The 22,876-nt window shown below is 66.1% G+C and carries 10 protein-coding genes and 1 pseudogene; 4 read left to right on the top strand and 7 right to left on the bottom strand.

The genetic code is table 11. From position 1 onward, the window contains the following. Nucleotides 1-145: 145 nt before the first annotated feature. Both AB0J29_RS06095 and AB0J29_RS06090 read left to right on the top strand, forming a co-directional pair. Nucleotides 146-277: pseudogene (locus tag AB0J29_RS06095) on the top strand (DNA-binding response regulator); the annotation flags it as partial. 263 nt (nt 278-540) lie between these two features. After that, nucleotides 541-1,947: a HAMP domain-containing sensor histidine kinase gene (locus AB0J29_RS06090; RefSeq protein WP_364780584.1), complete on the top strand. Its 1,407-nt coding sequence runs from the start codon at nt 541-543 to the stop codon at nt 1,945-1,947. Nucleotides 1,948-2,038: 91 nt separating this feature from the next. On the opposite strand, the gene AB0J29_RS06085 is transcribed toward AB0J29_RS06090, so the two are convergent. Then, nucleotides 2,039-2,242, bottom strand: a complete 204-nt coding sequence (locus tag AB0J29_RS06085; protein WP_364780074.1) for a hypothetical protein — start codon at nt 2,240-2,242, stop codon at nt 2,039-2,041. A 1,215-nt stretch (nt 2,243-3,457) separates the two neighbouring features. On the opposite strand from AB0J29_RS06085, the gene AB0J29_RS06080 reads away from it, so the two are divergent. After that, a complete protein-coding gene (locus AB0J29_RS06080; RefSeq protein WP_364780071.1) occupies nt 3,458-4,012 on the top strand; it encodes a flavoprotein in 555 nt (184 codons plus the stop codon). 90 nt (nt 4,013-4,102) lie between these two features. Further along, nucleotides 4,103-5,128 carry an SDR family oxidoreductase gene (locus AB0J29_RS06075; RefSeq protein ID WP_364780068.1) on the top strand — a complete coding sequence of 342 codons (1,026 nt, stop codon included), beginning with the start codon at nt 4,103-4,105 and terminating at the stop codon, nt 5,126-5,128. Nucleotides 5,129-5,143: 15 nt separating this feature from the next. On the opposite strand, the gene AB0J29_RS06070 is transcribed toward AB0J29_RS06075, so the two are convergent. The 6 genes from AB0J29_RS06070 to AB0J29_RS06045 form a co-directional block, all read right to left on the bottom strand. Next, nucleotides 5,144-6,394 (bottom strand): Nramp family divalent metal transporter, encoded by a 1,251-nt coding sequence (locus tag AB0J29_RS06070; RefSeq protein ID WP_364780065.1) that lies wholly within the window; start codon nt 6,392-6,394, stop codon nt 5,144-5,146. A gap of 255 nt (nt 6,395-6,649) precedes the next feature. Then, on the bottom strand, nt 6,650-7,639 hold the full coding sequence (locus tag AB0J29_RS06065) for an alpha/beta hydrolase family protein (protein ID WP_364780581.1): 990 nt from the start codon (nt 7,637-7,639) through the stop codon (nt 6,650-6,652). A gap of 264 nt (nt 7,640-7,903) precedes the next feature. Then, on the bottom strand, nt 7,904-17,038 hold the full coding sequence (locus AB0J29_RS06060) for an amino acid adenylation domain-containing protein (protein WP_364780061.1): 9,135 nt from the start codon (nt 17,036-17,038) through the stop codon (nt 7,904-7,906). A gap of 191 nt (nt 17,039-17,229) precedes the next feature. Beyond that, nucleotides 17,230-17,910, bottom strand: a complete 681-nt coding sequence (locus AB0J29_RS06055; RefSeq protein WP_364780058.1) for a thioesterase domain-containing protein — start codon at nt 17,908-17,910, stop codon at nt 17,230-17,232. A 33-nt stretch (nt 17,911-17,943) separates the two neighbouring features. After that, nucleotides 17,944-18,144, bottom strand: coding sequence for a hypothetical protein (locus AB0J29_RS06050; RefSeq protein WP_364780055.1), 201 nt, complete (start codon nt 18,142-18,144; stop codon nt 17,944-17,946). Between the two features lie 169 nt (nt 18,145-18,313). Continuing rightward, nucleotides 18,314-22,675, bottom strand: a complete 4,362-nt coding sequence (locus tag AB0J29_RS06045) for an amino acid adenylation domain-containing protein (RefSeq protein WP_364780052.1) — start codon at nt 22,673-22,675, stop codon at nt 18,314-18,316. Nucleotides 22,676-22,876 lie beyond the last annotated feature (201 nt).

Here is a 22,876-nt window from a genome sequence, read left to right as displayed (position 1 = left end):
TCAAACGCTATGTCCGGGGGTATGGATGCCTCCGACGGTCATGCATGGCTCGTCGGTAATGGCACCCAGGATCGGCCGCATCCTCCGGCGTGTCGTATGCGGGCTTCTCAGTCGACTCTCAGTCGCTGCGGTCAGACTTGCAGACATGCGCATTCAAGTTGTCGACGACGATCAGACGGTTCGCGAATCGCCGCGCCGATCGCTTACCTTCAACGGGTATTCCGCCGATCTTGCGTTCGATCGGGTCGACGTCTTGGACAAGGTCAGCGCCCAGCGGTCTGCTATTTCGGGGCCACAGCGCCGACCACCCGGCAGCCGACACCTCAAAGGCGATGCGGTTCGTCGACCTATCGCTGATGCCTTTCTCGATTTCTCGCTGCGCCCGACCTCTCGGTCTCATCTGCACCGAACCCCCGCCGATCTAAATGTTGCGTGGTGCCGACCCGGTGCTGCGCAAGACGACGCCGCGGGAGCACAGTAGCTGTGGGAAGGCCAGTTTTACGTCAATCAGCAGTCGCCGGATTGCGACCACCTGTGAAGATGCACGAGATGCGGGAGCCGACGGCGCTGACCAGTTCGGTCACGCTGCGCTGGCGGGTGACGTTGCTAGCAGCGACAGTGGTAGCAGTAGCGGTCGCACTGGCCGCTATCTCCGCCTACGCGATGGTGGCACGCGCTCTCTACGCAGACGTGGACAAGCAGTTGCAAGTACGAGCCAGGGGGATGATCGATACCGACCTCGATACCCTCGACTTTCGATACGTTTTGACGCTGGGCGGCCTGTACTCGAGTAATGTCTCGATTGCGCTGAAGTACCCGAATATGGACCAATGGATCGCGCTGCCACGAGAGATCAATCCGCCGATCGGCGCGCCGGAGATGGGCGTCGCCCGCGGTGAGTCCGCATTCTCGTTGCGGACCAGCGGTAATCAGCGGGTGCTCGCCGAGCGAATGAAAACCGGTACGACACTGGTAATTTGGCAGTCGTTACAGCCGACTCAGGACGTGCTTGATCGGTTGGCCTGGCTGATGTTCGTGATCGGGGGCAGTGGTGTAGTTATGGCCGCCGCAGCAGGAGCCGCGGTTGCCAGGACTGGGTTACGCCCCGTCGCACGGTTGACGTCGGCGACCGAGCGAATTGCCCGCACCGATGACCTGACATCGATTCCGGTCACCGGCGATGACGAACTGGCCAGGCTGACCGAGAGTTTCAACACCATGCTGCGGGCGCTTGCGGAATCGCGTGACCGACAACGCCGCTTGGTCGCCGACGCCGGACACGAACTGCGCACTCCGCTGACGTCGATGCGCACCAATATGGAACTCCTGATTGCCTCGTTACGCCCCGACGCGCCCACCATTCCGGAGGAGGATATGGCCGAGTTGCGCTCGGATGTTATGGCGCAGATCGAGGAAATGTCCACGCTGGTCAGCGATCTGGTCGACCTGGCCCGCGAGGACGCACCCGAGGCCGTCTACGAGCAGGTCGATATCGGAGAAGTAGCAGAGCGGGCGCTGGAGCGCGCACGTAGACGCCGCACCAGCATTAGATTCGTCGCAGAGTTGCGTCCGTGGTTCCTTTATGGCCACGAAGCCGGGCTGGAGCGAGCGATACTGAATGTTCTCGACAATGCCGCGAAGTGGAGTCCAGACAGCGCGGAGGTTCTTGTTACTATGCGCGAAACCGGCACCGGCCTAATGGAATTCGTGGTGGACGACGCCGGGCCCGGAATCCCGCCCACAGAGCGAGAGTTGGTGTTCGAGCGATTCTACCGAACTACGGCCTCTCGCTCTATGCCCGGTTCCGGTCTGGGTCTGGCCATTGTTAAACAAGTTGTGACGAAACATGGCGGAACGATCACGGTCGAAACCTCCGACCGTAGTGGCGCTTTGATTCGCGTCGTATTGCCGGGTAAGAGTGTGTTGCTCGAGAGCGAACAAAAATAACTATATTCACAGGACCCGAATAGAACTCGCACACTAGATGCGAGTTGCCTGCGCCGACCACTCGAAGTAGCGCCCGGCGCAGGCGGATCAACTACGTGCGCTGCCAGTGCCAGCCTCGACCATCGTCATAGGTGCACACCCAGCCGCCGTCGCTGTCGGTCATCGTCCAGTTCGCCGTGTCCTTGGTGCATGATACTTCCCTCGGTTCTGCTCCCGCCGGTGATGCCAGCATGGCCGAAGTCGCGATAGCCGCCGCAGCAAGGACGAACGGGATGCCTTTGCGTAGCTTGATCATTAGTTCTCCTGAGTGAAACCGCATCTATTGAGTTACTGTTTTCGGCTTGCTCGCGCACCGATGGTCGATGATTCGAGCTTTGCCATGCTGTGTCGCCCAGTAGGTTGGTCGGCGATTTCCGCTGCAAGGCAGAGACTTTGACGAAGCTAAGCTTGCTTTATGATGGCGATCACCAGAGCTACTTGAACGACTTGCGGGTCAGTAGTATCCGCTCGTGAATCTCCCCCATTCAGGATATGGAGGTCGCCCGGTGTAGAGCGGTCCCCCCAACACTCCGATGATCAGATCATGACATGACAGATCCGAAACATCAAGCCGTGCAGAGAGACTCAGTGAGTCGCGATCGATTTCAGCAGCCAGCAACGATATCTCAGCATTCGCCCCGGTGATGCACCTTCGAACAAGTTGATGTTCCTCTGCATGCGATCTCACCGCAGCTCGCAGCGCATCTCCGTCCATGCCACATCTGTGCTGAATGATGAGTCGATCCACAACCGTGGTAAGGATTTGAACTTTGCGAGTGCGTATCTCAACCCCCGCCGATATCGACCATGATCTGCGCAATCATGTTCTCCGACAGCACATCCCAGCTGCAGGCGCCTTCATGGTCAATTTGCGACGATCTACGCGCCGCGGGATCACCATCTGACCGCTGGTATCTTCACCAAATCAGACACACAACAGCGGGCCACTGCCTCCCGGTAGGATCCCCTCTTCGTGATCGGCCTGATCAACATCAACTGATGTGAAACGCCAACTGCAGCTGCTGCTTCCACTCTAGATGAACCAGGGGCAGCAGCCATTTCTCGGAGCCCCGGATAACTCGGCCGCATCAGTTGCGAACGACCTCGACCGCGTGGGTGAGTGCGAGAGCGATCGCGGACTGCTGGGCACCGCTGCGCTGGGGCAGCGACGGCCTTATCGTCTGGGTGCCGAGGTTGGTCGCGATCTGCGGCGTTGCGTGATGCTGCCGGTGAGTTGGCCTATGGCGCCGGTCAATTGGGCACCATCGTCCGCTATTTGCCCGGCTCACATGTTTGCGGCCCGCAAGATCGACAGACGCGCTGGTTGTCACATACGAAGGTCCGGAAAACCAGGCCGCCGCAGACCTGGTAGCGGCAACAGTCTGTCGGCGTTCGTGGTGTGCTGACGGACTGTTGCATTTGACAGCACAGCGCCCGATCTCCTCGCCTACCCGACTGCGACTATGGAGCGATGAACGACAACGGAGACCCTGTGCTGTACGCCATTGTCACCGGCGCGTCCGCCGCTCGTGATGTCGGCAAGCTCGTTGACCTGGCTCGAGCCGACGGGTGGGACGTGTGCGTGATCGCGTCGCCGGAGGGACGGCGGTTCATCGATACCGATGCGCTGGCGGCCGAAACGGGGCATCCGGTGCGGAGCGAGTACAAGCATCCGGGTGCTCCCGATGTGCTCCCGCCCGCTGATGCGATGATCGCCGCGCCGATTACGTGTAATTCGGTTGCGAAGTGGGCTGCCGGAATCTCCGACACGTTGCCGCTCGGTTTGTTGGTCGAAGCGGTTGGAAACAGGCTGCCGGTCGTCGCCGTGCCGTTCTCCAATCGGGCACAGATCAGCTTTCCCGCGGTGCAGGAGGCGATTCGCAGGCTGTCGGATTGGGGCGTAACAGTGATCGACATCGGCGAACGACACGAACCAGGTGCCGGGGAGAACTACATCGACGTGTTCCCATGGGCGACTGCATGGCGAGCGGTGCGTGCGGATCCGCGAAGCCCGCGCCCGAGGTAGCCCGGAAAGTTCGCGCCAACTATCGACACAAGCGCGGGAACGTGATCCCGGCCACAGGCGCGCCCGCACAAGCGACTATGTTGATCGGCTATGGCGTACCTGGTTACCGGAGCAACTGGGTTTATCGGTCGATTTCTTATTCCCGAGCTGCTGAAACGGGATGGGGATATTCACGTGCTGGTCCGGCCGGGGGTGCGTTCGGCGGATCGGTACACCTGCTGTGCCCGGGAGTGGATGGGCGGGGATCGGGTGCGGCCGGTGCACGGGGATCTCGGCGCGCCCGAACTAGGTATCGATCGGAACTGGCTCGCCGAGCATCGGGGCTCGATCGACCATGTCTTCCATCTGGGGTCCAGTTATGACCTCACCGAGCGGGGCGGCGGCACCCGCAATGTCATCGATGCCGCGCACGAGTTGAAAGCCGAACTGCTGCATCATGTCTCGACGGTGGATGTGGCGGGCGGCTTCGAGGGCCTGTTCACCGAGGATATGTTCGAGGTGGGGCAGATACTGACCTCGCCGATGCAGCGGGCGAAGTTCGAGGCCGAGAAGATCGTGCGAGCATCCGGGATGGGGTGGCGAATCTATCGGCCCTCGATCGTGATCGGACATTCGCGCACGGGTGAGATCGATCGGATCGATGGGCCCTACTACTTCTTCCGGCTCATGCGCATGGCCGCCCAGCTGCCGCGGATTCTGCCGGTGCTGGTGCCGAAGCTGGGTGAAACCAACATGGTCCCGGTCGATTTCGTGGCCCGCGCACTGGATCACATTGCGCATCACCCCGACTCGAACGCCACCACCTACCACCTGGCGGATCCACGGCGGCAGAGCGCGGCCGAAGCGCTGAATCTGTTCGCCGACGAGGCCGGTGCGCCGCATCTGGTGGAGGTTATGCCCAAGCGCACCCTCGAGATGATGCTGCGGGTCCCGGGCACGCGTTGGCTGCTCCCCCGCGTCGGCGTCCCCCAGGATGTGTTGGAGCACAGCGAATTCAGCTGCTGGTTCGATTGCCGCCACGCCACCGCCGCACTCACGGGCGCCGATATCAGGGTGCCGCCACTGGCCGCCTACGCCCCGCTGATCTGGAAGTACTGGATCGAGAACTGGGTCTGATCGACCCTGTTCGGTTCAGTTGCCCGTGACGGTCAGGTAGATCAGGGCCACGTTCAGCAGGGTGATGGTGATGGCGACGAGCCAGGCCAGGGCGGTGGTCACGCGGTGGTTGACGTCGGCGCCCATCAGAATGCGGTCGCCGGTGAAGCGGACCAGGGGGATCAGGGCGAAGGGAATGCCGAACGAGAGCACCACCTGCGAAATGATCAGTACGCGGGTGGCATCGATGCCGGCCGCCAGGATCGCGATGGCCGGAATCAGGGTGACCGACCGCCGGACCAAGAGCGGAATCTTGCGGTGCAGCAGCCCTTCCATGATCATCGCCCCGGCATATGCGCCGACCGATGTCGAGGCCAGACCGGAGGCCAGCAGGCCGATCGCCAGCAGCAGCGCGGCGATGGGGCCGAGCGCATCGCCGACGGCGGCGTGCGCACCCTCGAGGGTGTCGACATTCTCGCGGCCGCGCAGGGTATTCGCGGCCAGCAGCAGCATGGCCAGATTGACCGTGCCCGCGAGCACCATGGCGAGTCCGACGTCGTATCTGGTGACCCGCAGCAGCCGGGTCCGCAGCGGACCGACCTCGGGCTGACCGTGGCGATCGCGGGCCAGTCCGGAATGCAAGTACACCGCGTGCGGCATGACGGTCGCGCCGATCATGGCCGCCGCGAGCAGCACGCTCTCGGCGCCCTGGAACCGCGGCAGCAGACCACCGACGGTGCCGGAGACCGATGGCGGCGCAATAACCACGCTGGCCAGGAAGCCGATGGCGATGACGGCGAGCAGACCGGTCACGACCCGTTCGAACGGCTTCTGCCCGCGGCGGTTCTGCACCAGCAGCAGCACCATCGAGACCACACCGGTGATCACCCCGCCGACGAGCAGCGGCAGATCGAACAGCAGCTTCAGTGCGATCGCGCCGCCGACCACTTCGGCCAGATCGGTGGCCATCGCGACGGTCTCCGCCTGCATCCAATAGGCAAGGCGCACCGGACGACTCGACTTGTACCGCACCGCCTCCGGTAGCGACATACCGGTGACCAACCCCAGCTTCGCTGAGAGGAACTGCACCAGTCCCGCCATCACATTGGCCACCACGATGACCCACACGAGGAGGTAGCCGAACTGCGCGCCCGCGCTGATATTCGACGCCACATTGCCGGGATCGACATAGGCGATGGCCGCTACGAAGGCCGGGCCGAGCAAGACACTGACGGATCTCGCCCGGGTCGTCGCGTTCCGCGCCGACTCAGCCAGGGTTGTACTCATACAACAGAATTTTACGGCTTCCCGAACTTTTTGTTTAGCATCTCCAGTATCTCCGAGTTTTCAAGCCGGACTCAGGCGTCACAACCGTCACATCGGCGGCTACTGGTCTAGTCTCGTTGGGCTCAGCCCGACCCCGACGAGTCACCCATGTACAGGAGAAACCCAGTTATCACCCGACGCAGGACAAAAAACGACCGCCCCGATTGTGAATAAGGCCACAATCGGAGCGGTCGGTTGGAAATCGAGCAGATCAGGTCAGATGCCGAGGCCCTTGGCGAGGGTGGGCCAGGAGTTGTGCAGCTCTTCGTTCCAGTAGCCCCAGGAGTGGGTGCCGTTGGGCTGGAAGTGGAAGGTGGCGGGGATGCCGAGCGAATCCAGCTTCGCCTTCATGTTGTTGGTGCAGTAGTTGGTGCCCGCCTCGATGACGCCGCCGATCAGGAGCTGGTTGGCCAGACCGCCAGGGCCGGGCAGGGCGTGCTCACCGTTGAGGGTGTCGTACGGGCCGGGCAGACCGTTGCCGGTCGAGATGTAGAGATCCGTACCGCGCAGACCCTCGGCATTGACGTAGGGGTCGTTCGCCGCCCAGTCCGCCGAACCGACGGGGCCCCACATGTTCTCGACATCGCCGCCACCCCAGGTCTCGACGGTCAGCTTGACGAATTGCGAGCCGACAGGATCACTGGTCTGGGCGCAGCCGCTGTAGGCGGCGGCGGCCTTGTACAGGCCCGGCTTGGCGATCGGCAGCGCGAGCACGGTGGTGCCCGAGGTGGACAGGCCGGCGATGGCATTGGTGCCGTTGGTGCCGAGCGCGCCGTCGATCAGCGGCGGCAGCTCCTCGGTGAAGAAGGTCTTCCACTTATTGCGGCCGAGTACCGGATCGTCCTTGATCCAGTCGGTGTAGTAGCTCCACTTGCCGCCGATGGGCTGGACCACATTGACGTTCTTGTCGCCGAGGAACGTCAGCGCATCGGTATTGGCCACCCAGGACGCGCTGTCCTCGCCGCCGCCCGCACCGTTGAGCAGGTAGAGCACCGGACGCGGCACCGAGGCGTCGGCGGGGCGCTGCACATCGACCGGGAAGGTCCGGTCCATGGCCGCGGAGTAGACGTGCAGCCGGATGCTGCGATCGTCCTTGTACTCGGCCTTGGTGATCTTCGAGCCGTCCGGCGCGACCGGGTTCGCCAGCAGCGTCTTCGAATCGATGATCGGGTCTGCTGTCGCGGTAGATGCGCCGAAGCCGGACATGGCTCCCGCGAATACCGCGGTTGCCGCGATTATCGCCGCCGCACGTGTGCCGCGACGCCGGATCTGACTACGCATCAATTCACACCTTTACTTCGTATCGTGATTACGAATGGGTTTACCCCGACCGCAGGCTGCACCACGACCGACCATACGGCCTATGTAATCGTGACAGTAGTGGACATCGTTACCGCAATGTTGCTCCATGATGCCTGATCGGCCGGACTGTGATCACAATTGCCCCGAAATTCGAGACGTTATTCACGATCAACGCACCTGCACCTGCTGACCGTGTTCGGCCAACCCGCCGAGGGCCCGGATCCAATGTTCGGCGAAGGTCTTGACCTCGTCACCGCCGAATACCTCGGCCGCGTAGTCGAAGCGCATGAGCAGGCCGTCGGCGGTGGCGTCGGCGGTGATATCGAGCAGCAGATCCGCCGCCGGTGCGTCGATGTGCACGCGCGCCGGGCGCAGATCCCGATAGCGCAGCGCGCACCGGCCGGCGGGAAGTGCGGTCAGGGCGGCGGCGGTGTCCGGATTGAGATAGCGCAGCAGGCCGTAGCCGACGCCACCGGACGGCACGGCCCCGGTGAGCCGCTTGACCTGCTCGATCGCGACACCCGCCGCGCGACCACCGACCAGCGCCTCCTGGATGTTCACCCCCTCCAGCTTCAGCGGGAGCGGGTAGTCGGTGGTGAAGGCGCCGACGAGGGTATCGGTCTCGGCCAGGGCCCGGCTATCGGCGTGCAGCCGGACCACCGGGCCGATGGCCTCGGTGACGGTTTCACCCGCGGCGGTGATCTGCGCGATGGCGAGGGCGGTGAGTAGGACTTCGTCGACGCTGGCACCATGTGCGGCGGCCGCGGCGACGACGGCGGCGGTGCCCTCGGTGGTGATGGTCAGCGAGACCCGGCGCCGCATGTGCAGGTTGGCATTCATGGCAGCGGTCTTGGTGGCGGGCACCGCGCTCAGGGTGTTGTGCCACCACGCCACTTCCTCGATGGCCGCCGGGCCGCTCGCACCCTCGGACAACGCCCTGAGCAGGCCGGACAGTCCAGCCTCCGGGACGGCGGGCGTGCGGTGCCTGCCGCGCGACCAGGCCAGTGACAGCTTGTCGATGATGGTGCGCCAGGAGGTGTCGTCCACGACCAGGCCATTGGCGACGATGACCATGGTCGATGGCACCTCGCGGCCGCCGACCAGGACGAAGCGGATATTGCGGCCATGGGCCGGATCGAGTTCGGTGGCGACCGCGCGCACCACATCGTCGACCGGCGGCGGTGTCTGGTCGATGCCGTACTCCAGGCTGAGGAAGGCCTCGTCCAGCCGTTGCGCCTCGGCCGGGATCTCGAAGACCGGATCGGTGCCCGCGCCGTCCCGGTGCAGGCGGACCCACAGCATCGGATGCTGCTCCAGCACCGTATCGACGGCGAATTGCACCGCTTCCGGTGAGTAGTTGGGCGGTATCTCGAGGGTGACGACGCGCAATTCGACACCGGAGTCCAAGAGCCGCACGGCATTCGGGGTCAGCGACAGCGGGATGGGGGCGTCGTCGGGTTCGTCGGGACGGTACGCGACGGCGAGTTCGATCGGGTCGTTGTGGATGACCGCGAAGGGGACGTGCTCGGGTTCGTCGGCGAGCTGGGGTTCGTCGGCGTGCTCGGGTTCGTCGACGAGCTCGGGTTCGTCGACGAGCTGGGATTCGTCGTCGTCGAGTTCCAGTACCGGGGCCTCGACCGTCGGGGGCAGGTCATCGGTCGGTGCCGGGGTATCGATACGTATCGGGACCAGGACCGATGTCGGGTATTCGTGGTCGAAGGCGGCCGGCTCGTCCAGTGGCGCCGCGTACTGATATCCCCGCGGTGCGCGGTACTCGTATTCGACCGGCGCGAATGCCTCGGCCTCGGTTGGTGCCGCGGCCTGTTGGACCGGCGACTCGGGCTGGTCGGCGAGCAAGGCCGCCAGGACCGGTCCGATTTCGGCGAAGGCGGCCGGTGATGTCATCAGCTCATGGGTCGCCTCGACCGGATGCTCGTTGATCGAACCGTCGACATACGGCCGCCAGGCCCGGGATTCGGCGGTGTGGCCGGCGGCGCTGAAGAAGTCGAGCGCGCCATGGAAGACCTTGTGCTGATGGTTGATGCCGAGCTCCACCGAGCGCACCGCGCCACGGTAGCTCTGGCGCAGGCGTTGCGGGGTCAGCAGCGCCAGTTCCGGCGGGATGCCGGCGTACAGTACCGCGAGCGCCTCTTCGGTGAGGTTGCGGATATTGGTGTCGCCCAATGTGTCCTGGCCGATGCCGAGTTCGGCGAAGGCCGCGCGCAGCTCGCCCCAGAAGTCGGCGATATTGCCGCCGGTGCGGCTGTCCAGCATGGCGAGCAGGGCGACTTCCGCACCCGCGGACTGCAATTCGACCGCGACCGCATGCGCGAGCGCACCACCGAGCGACCACCCGAGCAGCCGGTACGGCCCCTCGGGTTGTACCGCGCGAATCTCCTCGACATAGCGGCGGGCCATGGCGTCCAGCGAGTCCGGCAGGAAGTCGGATTCGGACAGCGCGGGCGATTGCACACCGAAGATCGGGCGGTCGGCGGGCAGGTACTGCGTCAGACCCGTGTAACACCAGGACAATCCGGCCATCGGATGGATGCAGAACAGCGCTTCCCCGGTGCCCTGCCGGATCGGCAACAGCACGTCGAGTGCGGCCTCGGCGTCCAATCCGTAGTCATGGGCCTCGGTGTCGTCGGCGGCCATGATGCGCTGGGTGAGCGCCGCGACGGTCGGATCGGTGAAGAACCATTGCACTTGGACCGCGATACCGGTCAGCTCACGCAGCTTGTGCACCGCGCGCATGGCGGCCAGCGAACTGCCGCCGAGTGCGAAGAAATCGTCATCGGAGCCGACGCGGTCGACACCTAGCGTCTTGGCGTACACACCGGCGACGGCCTGTTCCTGCGCGGTCGACGGCACGAGGTGGGGGCGCGGCGCGAGCTCGGGTGCGGGCAGCGCCGCACGATCGAGCTTGCCGACCGGGGTCACCGGCACCTCGTCGAGCACCACCACCGCCGACGGCACCATATGCCGCGGCAGACTGCGCGCGGCGTATTCGGTGAGCGCACCGGTATCGATGGTCCGCCCCGCCACCGCAAGTACATAGGCGACGAGAATCTTGTCGCCCGTTGGGGTTTCCCGACCGATCGTGACAGCGAACTCGACATCGTCGTGACTTGCGAATACCGCATCGATCTCACCGAGTTCGATGCGCAAACCCCGGATCTCGAGCTGGAGGTCCGTGCGGCCGACGTATTCGAGTTCCCACTCCCCCGCTTCGCCGACCCAGCGCACCAGATCACCGGTGCGATACAGCCGCGCACCGGGCGGACCCCACGGGTCGGCGACGAAGCGTTCCGCGGTCAGCGTCGGACGGTTGTGATAGCCGCGCGCCAAGAGGGTGCCCGCGAGATACAACTCGCCGACCGCTCCCGGCGGCAACGGGCGCAGCCGCGAATCCAGTACCACCATCGGCGTTCCCGGCACCGGGCCGCCTATGGTGATGCGCTGTCCGGCGATCATCTCGCTCCAGGACGCGGCCACCGTGGCCTCGGTCGGGCCGTAGCCATTGATGAAGTGCCGTCCCGGTTGCCATTTGGCGACCAACTCGGGCGAGGTGGAATCGCCGCAGCAGCACAGGAATCGGAGTTCGTCGAGTCCGGCCGGTTCGACGGTGCCGAGCACGGCCGGGGTGAAGATCGCGTGCGTGACCCGTTCGGTGCGCAGCAGCGCGGTCAGCTCCGGTCCGCTGGGGATGGTGGACGGCACGATGACCAGCGTCGCGCCGTTGTGGAAGGTGCAGAGCCACTCCAGAATCGACGGATCGAAGCTCGGCGAGCACAGATGCAGGAACCGATGCTGCGGACCGAGCTGGAATACGGCGCTGGCGGCCTCGACGGCACCGCCGACGCCGATATGGGTGACGGTGACGCCGTTGGGTGTGCCGGTCGAGCCCGAGGTGTAGATCACGTACGCCGGATGTTGTGGCAGCAGCGTCGCCAGCCGCTCGGCATCGGTGATCGGCGATGGCGACTTCGCGGCCACGGCGGCGTGGATCGCGGGATCGTCGAGCTGTAGCCAGCCGGTTTCGGTCGCACCGTCGGGCAACCGCTCGGTGTAGGTGGAGGTGGTGATGCCGAGGACGGCGCCGGAATCGGTCACCATGTGCCGGATCCGGTCCGCCGGATAGGTCGGGTCGATCGGCACATGCGCGCCACCGGCCTTGGCGACCGCCCAGAAGGCCGCGACCATCTCCAGCGAACGTGGGAAGGCAAGTGCGACAAGGGTCTGCGGTCCGACACCGCGATCGATCAGGACCCGAGCCAGCCGCGACGAGTATTCGTCCAGTTCGCGGTAGGAGATCGAGCGACCGGCGGTCCGCACCGCGACATGTTCGGGATCGACGCTGACCGCGCTGGTCAGCAGGTCCGGCAGCAACCGGACGGCGGGCGTCGCCCCGCGGCGCACCGGTGTCAGCGCGTGCTCTTCGGCCGCGCCGAGCAGCGACAGGTCGCCGATCGCCGCATCCGGCCGCGCAACGATCTCGGTGAGCAGCCGGGTGAACCGGGCGACGAACATCTCGATCGTCTTGTCGTCGAACAGATCCCGCGCGAAGGTGAACTCGCCGCGCAGGCCGTCCTCGGCGCTACCGGGGGCCCACATGGTCAGCGAGAGATCGAATTTCGCGGTGTCGACGGCGAAATCGAAGGTCTCCGCCCGCAATCCGGGCAGTTCGAAGTTGTTGGCCGGCAGGTTCAGATACGACATCGACACCTGGAACAGCGGATGCCGTGCGGTCGATCGCGGCGGATTCAGCAGTCCGACCAGTCGCTCGAACGGCAGGTCGGCATGCGAAAATGCCTGTAGGTCGGTGTCTTTGGCATCGGCGAGCAGATCACCGAAGCTGCGGTCGTCGGGTACCCGCAGCCGCAGCACCAGCGTATTGACGAACATGCCGATCATGTCGTCGAGTTCGGCCGCGTCGCGCCCCGCCACCGGGGTGCCGATGGCGATATCGTCGGTGCCGGACATGCGGGCCAGGAATACCGACAGCGCGGCGTGCACCACCATGAACATGGTGACGTTGTGTCGGCGCGCCAGGCGAACCAGACCGGTGTGCACCAGCGGGTCGATCTCGAATTCGGTGCGCCCGCCCGTTGAGGTCCGCAGCGCCGGGCGCGGCCGGTCCGCGGGCAGATTGAGTTCGTCGGGCAGATCGGCCAGCGCGGTCCGCCAGTATTCGGCCTGGGCCGCGATGAGGCTCTCCGGATCGTCCTCGGCGCCGAGCACAGTGCGTTGCCAGACACTGAAATCCGCGTACTGCACCGGCAGCGGCGCCCATGCGGGCAGCTCACCCGCGCTGCGGGCCGAGTAGGCCAGCATGACGTCGCGAACCAGCGGCGTCATCGACCAGCCGTCGGCGCCGATGTGATGCGTGACGAACACCAGGAGGTGATCACCGGTATCGAGCCGGAACAGGGTGGCGCGGAAGGGCACCTCGACGGTGACATCGAAGCCCGCCGCGGCGATCTCCCGCGCCTGTTGCATCGCATCCGATTCCGCGATCGGAATCGGGGCCAGATCGATCGGCACTTCGTTGGGTGCGAGCACCTCCTGCACCGGCCCGTCGGAGGTCTGCGGGTAAACGGTGCGCAGCACCTCGTGCCGCGCCATCACATCCTCGACCGCCGAACCCAGTGCGGCGATATCGAGTTCGCCGGAGAGCCGAATCGCCATCGGTAGGTGATAGGCCGCCGAGCCGGTGTCGAACTGGTTGATGAACCACATCCGCAACTGCGCCGGTGACAGCGGGACTTGTTCTGGCCGCGGCCCGGCCAGCAGTGGCTGGCGCCGACCGGAACCAGCACGGGTTTCGACCGCGGCGGCGAGTCCGGCCACGGTCGGTATCTCGAAGATCGAGCGCACCAGCACCGTGGTGCCCAGCGCGTCGCCGACCCGGGCCGCCACCTGCGTGGCAAGCAGCGAATTGCCGCCCATGGCGAAGAAGTCGTCTTCGCGGCCGATGCGCTGCACGCCGAGCACATCGCCGAAGACGCCGGCAACGATCTCCTCGACCGGTGTCGTCGTCGCATCGATCGGGTGCGCGGTGTCGTTCCGATCCGCCGACATCCGCGCACTCTCGGCGTCGTCGAGCAATTCGATCTCGCCGACCCGCACCGCCGGATCGGCGAGCAGGGCATCGAGCACCCGGATGAACCGGTCGGCGAAGCCGCGCACCGTCGGCTCGTCGAACAGGTCGGTGGCATAGCCGAAGTCGGCCACCATCCCGGCCGGCGCACCGTCGTCGGTGTAGCGGTCGGCCAGCGAGATGTGCAGATCCGTCTTGGCCAGCTGTAGCTCGAAATCGACTGTCGCTACCGAGAGTCCGGGCAACTCCACGGTGGTTTCGGCCATGTTCTGGAAGGAAAGCCCCACCTGGAACAGCGGATTGCGGGCGATCGAGCGATCCGGATTCAGCGCCTCGACGATTCGCTCGAACGGCACATCGGCATGGGCGAATGCCTCGAGATCGCGCTCGCGCACATCGGTGAGCAGGGCCGCGAACGTATCCCCCGGACGCACTCGCGTCCGGAACACCAGCGTATTGACGAACACGCCGATCAGATCGTCGAGTTCGCGCGCACCGCGCCCGGCGATGGGCGTGCCGACCGCGATGTCGTCGGTGCCCGACAGTCGTGCCAGCAGCACCGCGAGCGCCGCGTGCACGACCATGAACAGCGAGGCGCGATTGGCCCGCGCCAGCGCATGCAGTCGCGTATGCCGATCCGCCGAGATCTCGAATCGCACCGACCTGCTGTGGAACGACTGGGCCGGTGGACGCGGGCGGTCGGTCGGCAGCGTCAACTGGTCCGGCAATCCGGCCAGGGTCTGCCGCCAGTAGGCGATCTGCTGTGCGGCCGGCGATTCCGGATCGTGCTCGTCGCCGAGGACCTCGCGCTCCCACAGCGCGTAGTCGGCGTACTGCACCGGCAGCGGCTGCCACCGCGGCGCCTGCCCGTGCACCCGCGCGGCATAGGCGACCATGAGATCGCGGGCGAGCGGGCTCATCGATGCACCGTCGGCCGCGACATGATGCACGGTCAGGGCGATCACATGTTCGTGCGGCGCCAGACGGAACAGCGCGACCGCGACCGGAACCTCGACCGTGACATCGAAGGTCAGCATGGCGAATTCGGTGATCCGCTGCACCAGTTCGCCCTCGGTCACATCGACCGGCACCATGGCGAACCGCGCTTCCGGCACCGGATGGATGACCTGATGCGGGCGCCCATTGCTGCTCGGATAGGTGGTCCGCAGTACCTCGTGCCGGGACAGCACATCGCCGATGGCCAGTCCGAGCACCGTCGCATCCAGGTCACCCGTGAGCCGCACGGCGAGTGGGATATTGTCCACCGCCGAGGTCTCGGTATCGAACTGGTTGAGAAACCAATATCGCTGCTGAGCCAGCGACAGCGGAATCAGCTCGGGCCGCTCCCCCGCGACCAGCCGCGGTCGGCTCCGGCCGGATCCGGCGGTGCGTTCGACCACAGCGGTGAAGGCGGCGACCGTCGAGGCGTGGAACAGATCGCGAACCGCCAGCTGGGTATCCAGCGCGGCATCCAGCCGCGCGGTCACCTGGGTGGCCAGCAGCGAGTTGCCGCCGAGTTCGAAGAAATCGTCGTCCAGGCCGACGCGCGCGACCCCGAGCACATCGCCGAAGGTACCCGCGACGATCTCCCCCACCGGGGTCGCGGGTGCGCTGAGCCCCTCGGCCTCGAATACCGGCGCGGGCAGCGCCTTCCGATCCAGTTTGCCCGTGGGTGCCAGCGGCACCTTGTCGAGCACCGTGATGCACGCGGGCACCATATGTGCTGGCAATTTTCGCTCTACCAGGGCGTTCAGCTCCGCCACATCGACGGTCCGCCCGTCGACGGGGTGCACATACGAGGCCAATACGGTAGTACCGCTGTCGAGTTCATGCCCGACGGTGACCGCGAAATCCACGCGATCGTACGCACCGAGCACCGCGTCGATTTCGGTGAGTTCGATGCGGAAGCCGCGGATCTTCACTTGGGAGTCATTGCGGCCGAGGTACTCCAGTTCACCGGTCGCGGTCCAGCGCACCAGATCGCCGGTGCGGTAGAGCCGGGTACCCGGTTCGAACGGATTGGCCACGAATCGGGCCGCGGTAAGCGTCTGCTGTCCCAGATATCCGCGGGCCAATTGCGCGCCGGCGAGATACAGTTCGCCGATCACCCGGTTCGGCACCGGCATCAGCCGATCGTTGAGCACATACGCGGCGATGCCGTGGATCGGCGGACCGAGGGTAACCGGCTCCCACGGCACCATCGGCGCGGTGATAGTGGTGGCAATGGTGGCCTCGGTCGGACCGTAGGCATTGAAGAATTCGCGCAGCAGTCCACCGGCGATCGGTAATACCCAGCGCCGCACCAACTGCGGCGGACAGACCTCGCCACCGGTCACCACAACCCGCAGTTCGTCGAGTCCGGCGGGCTCCACCGAGGCCAGGGCCGCGGGCGTCACGAAGGCGTGGGTCACCCGCTCGCGCCGCAGCACCGCGGCCAGTTCCGCGCCGCCGTAGACGGTCGGCGCGACGACCACCATGGTGGCCGCGCCGCTCAATGCCAACAGCAGTTCCAGCACCGACGCGTCGAACGACGGCGAGGCGAAATGCAGTGTCCGGGCGGCACTTGTCACCCGGAATCGGGTCCGCTGCTCATCACAGAAACCGGATAATCCCTGGTGGGTGACCACCACGCCGTTGGGGACGCCGGTCGAGCCCGAGGTGTAGATGACGTAGGCCGGATGCGCGCCGTGCAGCGGTCGCACCCGATCCTGATTGGTCACCCGGTCCGCCGGATACCGTTGCAACAGTTGCGCGGTGATCGGATCGTCGAGCAGCAGCCATTCGGCGTCATCGGGCAGGCCGCGGTGGACCGCGGCGACGGTCAGGCCGAAGCTCACACCGGAGTCGGTCAGCACGTGTGCGACCCGATCCGCCGGATAGTGCGGGTCCACCGGCACGAATCCGGCGCCGGTCTTGGCCACCGCCCACACCGCGAGCACCGAATCCACCGACCGCGGCACGGCCACCGCGACCAGATCCTCCGGTCCGACACCACGATCGATGAGCAGCCGGGCCAGCCGGGTCGAACGCTCATCCAACTCGGCGTAGCTCAGCTCGCCGGAAGTGACATCGGCATCGGCGAATACGACGGCGCTGCCGCCGGGATTCGCCTCGACGGCCGCCGCCATCAACTGCGGCAGGGTGATGACACGCGTCCGCTGCGACCGTGTCCGAGCCGGCCGCACCCTAGCCTGGCGCGTCACCTGCTCACCGCTTCCTCATGCCGACGTTGTGCAACCACCCGAAACATGAAGGAGCTCACCTACCCTGTAATCCCTAAAAAAGTGCTCCCCTCCCAGCGCTTGCCCAGAGCTTCGCATGGTCGGATGCCGATCGTAACCGCAAACGACCGCTTCTTCACCACGACGACCTACCCGCATTCCCCGGCCGATCGCTACCGCTCGGGGGTTTCGAGCAGGTCAGCGAGCCGGGGACCGATCTCGGCCAACGCTTCGGCAGAGGTCATCAACTCGTGCGTCGACCCGATCGGGCGATCGATGATCTCACCGGATACGAAAGGCTGCCAATCGGCGGGAGTGCGATCGGCTCGAGCCTCGGCATCGACCATGGCGCTGAAGAACTCGAGTGTCCCCTCGAATACCGCCGGCCGGTACCGCGACTCCAGCTCGACCGTGCGCATGGCCCTGCGGTAGATACGCCGCAGACGTTCGGGGGTGAGCACGTCCAGGCCCTGGCCGACGGCCATCGCGTGCAGCGCTGCCACGGCCTCGTCCCCGATGTCGTGCAGGTTTTCCGCCGCGGGCAGTGCCGCGGCGTCCAGCCCCAATTCGGTGAAGGCCGCGCGGATCTGAGTTCGGAAATCGGTGAAGTCGCCGCCCGGGTAGGCGTCCAGGATCGCGAGCAACTCGACCTGTGCGCCGTCGGCCTGCAATTCGGTCGCCACTGCGTGCGCCAACTTGCCGCCGAGCGACCAGCCGAGTACCCGGTAGGGGCCCTCCCGAGTCCGGGTAGTAGTCGTCGTCGGCGAGCGCGGGCGTCTGGATGCCGTCGATCGGTTCGGGATGTGCCGCGCGACCGCTCGGCGATAGCCGTCGATCAGCAGTTCCGGGGCCACCGGATGGGCAGTCCGGTTCCAGTCGAGCAGGATTCACTCCCGCTCGGCCGGGGCCAGCAGGTCGAATTCGCCGACCGGGCAGCCCGGTGCGGCAACAATCCGGTCGAGCAGGCGCGTGAAGCGCTCCGCGAAGCCGTCCGGATTCGCCTCGACCGCGGTGCCCATCAGCTGCGGCTGGGTGGTGACCCGCGACTGCCACGTCCGAACCGGACGGGTACGCGATGGTCGGGTCACGGATGCGCCCCCGCTCCGATACCGCGCGGTCGTGCCCGATCCGGTTCCACCGATCGGTTTCCCAACACCCCAACCATAGGAACGTCCTCCCCTCGCTCGTCGTCACTACGGGACCGGTCGCCACCGGTTGCGGCCCATGGCGCACCCGCCGGATCTTTCCGGCGGAGGATCAACCCACGTCCTGGACGCCCAGTAGCGCGCCGAGGTCGATGACAACCGGGACGGACCCGAATTCCGGCGCTGGCGCTGTGTTGCTTCGAGCGACCCGCAAGCGATCGCTACCGGTATCTTCGAGCACCACGGCGTGCAGGTCCTCCAGCCCCGTCACCTCGACCGGCCCGAGTCCGGCCCGGTCGATGAACAGATGTGTCACCCATTCGTCGGCCAGCAATGCCGAAAGCGTCACGTTGTCCAGGTCACCGGCGGTCACCACCACCGACGCACCGTTCTCCCCGGCCGCGACCACTTCCAGCAGCGCCGCCGCCGAATCCGCGCGGCCGTGCCGGAACAGCCGGGACTCGAAGGTGAGTTCGGCGCGCGCCCGCAACCGCCTGGTCGCGATGGCAATATCGTTGTAGGACAACGTCACCGCGGCGACGAAGGCCGGATCCTCACCGCCCAGCGCGTGCGTCCGGTTGGCGTAGGTCACCGGGCGCGGCGATTCGGCGGCGATCTCGGCGAGTACATGCGGATCGTCGAGACCCAGCCAGTCGAGACTGTGTTGACCCGCCCCGCCCGCCCCGCCGGCCGCCGTCCCCCACCCACGATGAGGCCGTGTGCCGGTGGTCAGTCCGACCTTGACCTCCAGACCATCCGGCAGCGGTCCGTCGATGGTGGTCACCGGGGTCACTGCAGCACCGGCCTTGAGGACCGCCCAAGTGGCGACCACCGCGTCCACACCACGATCCAGTCGGATGGCGACACCGGTGCGCGGACCACAGCCGCGCGCGATCAGCACCCGGGCCAGTCGCGAGGACCGGGCGTCGAGATCCTGGAACGACACCGCGTCCTCGCCGAAGACCACCGCGGGTCCGTCCGGATCGTCCTCCACCGCGGCGGCCAGTACCTGGGTCAGCGCCGCACCGGTGGTGACCGGCACGCCGTCGGCGGCCGACTCCGGCGCAGTCCGTGCGCGATCGCGTTCGGCGGCATCGAGGATATCGATATCGCCCACGCTGACCTGCGGGTCCGCCACGACGGCGGCACAGATCCGACTGAACCTGCGGCCGAATGCCTGCACCGTCGATTGGTCGAAAAGGTCTGTGGCGTAATTGAATACCGCGACCAACTCGCCGGGTGCGCCGTCCGCGCCGGGCCGCGGCTCGACGGTCAGCTGCAGATCGAACTTCGCCGCGACCGCGCCGGTATCCAGTGCCGTGACCGTCAGACCGGGCAGCTCCAGCTTCGGTTGCTCGAGATTGTCGAAGGACAGCACCACTTGGAACAGCGGGGTGTGTGCGGCCTCGCGGTTCGGCAGCACCACTTCGACCACCCGCTCGAACGGGATATCGGCATTGCCGAAGGCCGAAAGGTCGGTCTCGCGAACATGTTCGACGAGAGCGTCGAAGGTGGTCCCCGATTCGATCGTGGTGCGCAGCGCCAAGGTATTGACGAACATGCCGACCAGATCGTCGAGCGCGCGCTCACCACGGCCCGCGATGGGGGTGCCGATCGTGATATCGGAACTGCCGGACAGTCGCGCCAACAGCACCGCGAGCACCGCGTGCACAACCATGAACAGTGACGAATTGTGTTCCCTGGCAATGCGAATCAGTCCGGCATGCACCTCGGGCGTTAGCGTGAAATCCGTCGATGCGCCACGCATGGAAGGCACCGCGCGGCGCGGCCGGTCCAGCGGCAGCTCCAGCGCGCCGGAGTGTCCGGCCAGCTTGTCGCACCAATAGGCCAATTGCGCTGCGGCGACGGAGTTCTCGTCGTCGTCGGTGCCGATGACCGCGCGCTGCCAGATAGCGAAGTCGGCGTACTGCACCTCTAGCGGCGTCCAGGTCGGGACATCACCGGCACAGCGCGCGGCGTAGGCGAGCATCAGGTCACGAGCCAGCGGGGCCATCGAGGCGCCGTCGGCGGAAATGTGGTGCACCACCATGGCGAGCAGATGTCGGTCCTGGCCCACTTGATCGGCACCGGCGCCGCGCAGCAGTACGCCGCGCACCGGAACCTCCTGGGTCACATCGAATCCGGTCGCCATCAGTTCGGTGATGCGGACGATGGGATCGGCGCTCGACTCGACCGCGAGCCCGCCCGGCCAGGCCTCGGTGACCGGCAGGATCTCCTGGTACGGCAGTCCACCCGGACCCGTCGACGGGTAGCGGGTGCGCAGCGCCTCGTGCCGCTCGAGCACATCGGCGACCGCATCGCGTAGCGCCTGCACATCGAGCGCGCCGGTCAGGCCGATGCCGAGCGGGATGTTGTAGGCCGCCGAGCGGGTATCGAACTGGTTGAGCACCCACATGCGCTGCTGTGCCAGCGACAGCGGCACCCGATCCGGGCGCGCCACCACCACCAGCGGGGCGCGGGTTCCGGTCGAGGAGCCGGGGACGACCCGCGCGGCCAGCGTCGAAACGGTCGATGCCTCGAACAGTTCGCGCACCGAGACATTGGCGTCCAACGCCTCATTGATCCGGCTGACCGCCCTGGTGGCCAGCAGCGAGTTACCGCCGAGGCCGAAGAAATCGTCGTCCAGGCCGACATCGCGGACGCCGAGCAGTCCGGCGAATACCCCGGCAACCGACTGCTCGATGGGCGTCTGCGGGGCGCGGTGGGTGGCACTGCCCACGAATTCCGGTGCGGGCAGCGCCTTTCGGTCCAGTTTGCCGTTCGGGGTCAGCGGCAGCGCGTCCAGTATGACGATCGCGTCCGGAACCATATAACTGGTCAGGAATTCGGCGACCGCGGCGCGCAGCTGTGGGCCGTGCACCTGCGCATCGGCTTCGGCCACCACGTATCCGACCAGCCGGTCACCCGCGTGTTCGTCGGAGCGCACCAGCACGGCGGACTGGCTGACGGAAGGCTGTGCGAGTAACGCCGATTCGATCTCGCCGAGTTCGATGCGGAAGCCGCGCAACTGCACCTGCTGATCTGTGCGCCCGGCGTATTCGAGATTCGCATGGCCCGCGAAACCAGCCCAGCGGCCCAGGTCGCCGCTGCGATACATGCGAGATCCCGGCGCTCCGAACGGATTCGCCACGAAACGGGTCGCGGCCAGTCCGGCCCGCCCCAGGTAGCCGCGGGACAGCTGCGCACCGCTGACATAGATCTCACCCGCCACCCCGACCGGAGCCGGATGCAGCCGGTCGTCGAGCACGTAGGTCTCCAGACCGGGCAAGGCCCGGCCGATGGCGCTGGCCGGATTCTCGGCCAGCTGCGCATCCAGGGCCAGGAACGACACGTGCACCGTGGTTTCGGTGATGCCGTACATATTGACCAGCCACGGCGCATCGAAGGTGTGTCGCTCGTACCAGTGCCGCAATTGGCGCAGATCCAGTGCCTCACCACCGAATACCACATAGCGCAGCGCGAATTTGCCCTGATCGCCCGGATGGGAGGCGCGATCGGCCTCGGCGAGCTGATAGAACGCCGACGGTGTCTGGTTCAGCACCGTGACCTGTTCGCGAATCAGCAAGTCGCGGAATTGTTCCGGGGAGCGGGAGGTCGGGTAGTCGACGACGACCACAGTGCCGCCATTGGCGAGCGCACACCACAGTTCCCACACCGAGAAGTCGAAGGCGAAGGAGTGGAACAGGGTCCACACATCGGTGTCGTCGAATTCGAACATCAACTGGGTGTTGGCGAACAGCTCCACCACATTGCGGTGCGCGACGGCGACGCCCTTCGGGACACCGGTGGAGCCCGAGGTGTAGATGACGTAGGCCAGGTTGTCCGGACGCAGCCGGGATGTGCGCTCGATATCGGTGATCGGCGATTCCCCGAAGCCCGCGGTCTCGTCCAGCAGCACCATCGGAACGTTCGTCGCCGGAATATCGCCGAGCAGATCGAATGTGGTCAGCACACAGGTCGGCTGCGCGTCGGTCAGCACGAACTCGAGGCGCTGCGCCGGGTAGGTGGTGTCGATCGGCAGATATCCGGCACCCGCGGTGAGCACACCGAGCAGTGCGATGGGCAGCTGCTCGGATCGTCCGACGGCGACGGCGACCAGCGCTTCCGGTCCCGCGCCGCGCGCCATCAATGCCCGTGCCACCTGGTTCGCGCGCCGCTGCAGTTCACCGAAACTCAGTGCGATATCGCCGAATCGGATCGCGATCGCATTCGGACGACGGCGCGCCTGCGCCTGGATGAGATCGACCAGCGTCACCTCGGGCACCGTCGCCCCGACCGAATTCCATTCGTGCAGTACCAGATCGCGCTCGCCGGGGGCGAGGAGATCGATATCGCCCAGCACCGCATCGGAATCGGCCGCTACCGCGGACAGCACCCGCAGGAAACGATCGGCGAAGTCGCGCACGGTGGCGGCGTCGAACAAGTCTGTGGCGTAGGTGAACGTCGCCGACATGCCCTGGGCCGCGGTGTTCGACTGGTGACGCTCCCGGTGCCCTCCGTGGCCACGCTCCGCTACCGCCTCCGGGCCCGTCGCTCGCGCCGCGGTGTCTGATTCGCGACGCTCCCGGTGCCCTCCGTGGCCACGCTCCGCTACCGCCTCCGGGCCCGTCGCTCGCGCCGCGGTGTCTGATTCGCGACGCTCCCGGTGCCCTCC

The sequence above is a fragment of the Nocardia sp. NPDC049707 genome (genome assembly GCF_040674855.1).
Lineage (GTDB): Bacteria > Actinomycetota > Actinomycetes > Mycobacteriales > Mycobacteriaceae > Nocardia.
This window is presented reverse-complemented; position numbering and strand designations above follow the sequence as displayed.

Bases quoted from the DNA above. Each gene is read 5' to 3' on its own strand.
- AB0J29_RS06045 (WP_364780052.1), bottom strand. From the start codon at position 22,675: ATGTCGGCGACGTTCACCTACGCCACAGACTTGTTCGACGCCGCCACC.
- AB0J29_RS06080 (WP_364780071.1), top strand. From the start codon at position 3,458: ATGAACGACAACGGAGACCCTGTGCTGTACGCCATTGTCACCGGCGCG.
- AB0J29_RS06075 (WP_364780068.1), top strand. From the start codon at position 4,103: ATGGCGTACCTGGTTACCGGAGCAACTGGGTTTATCGGTCGATTTCTT.
- AB0J29_RS06090 (WP_364780584.1), top strand. From the start codon at position 541: ATGCACGAGATGCGGGAGCCGACGGCGCTGACCAGTTCGGTCACGCTG.
- AB0J29_RS06070 (WP_364780065.1), bottom strand. From the start codon at position 6,394: ATGAGTACAACCCTGGCTGAGTCGGCGCGGAACGCGACGACCCGGGCG.
- AB0J29_RS06065 (WP_364780581.1), bottom strand. From the start codon at position 7,639: ATGTCCGGCTTCGGCGCATCTACCGCGACAGCAGACCCGATCATCGAT.
- AB0J29_RS06085 (WP_364780074.1), bottom strand. From the start codon at position 2,242: ATGATCAAGCTACGCAAAGGCATCCCGTTCGTCCTTGCTGCGGCGGCT.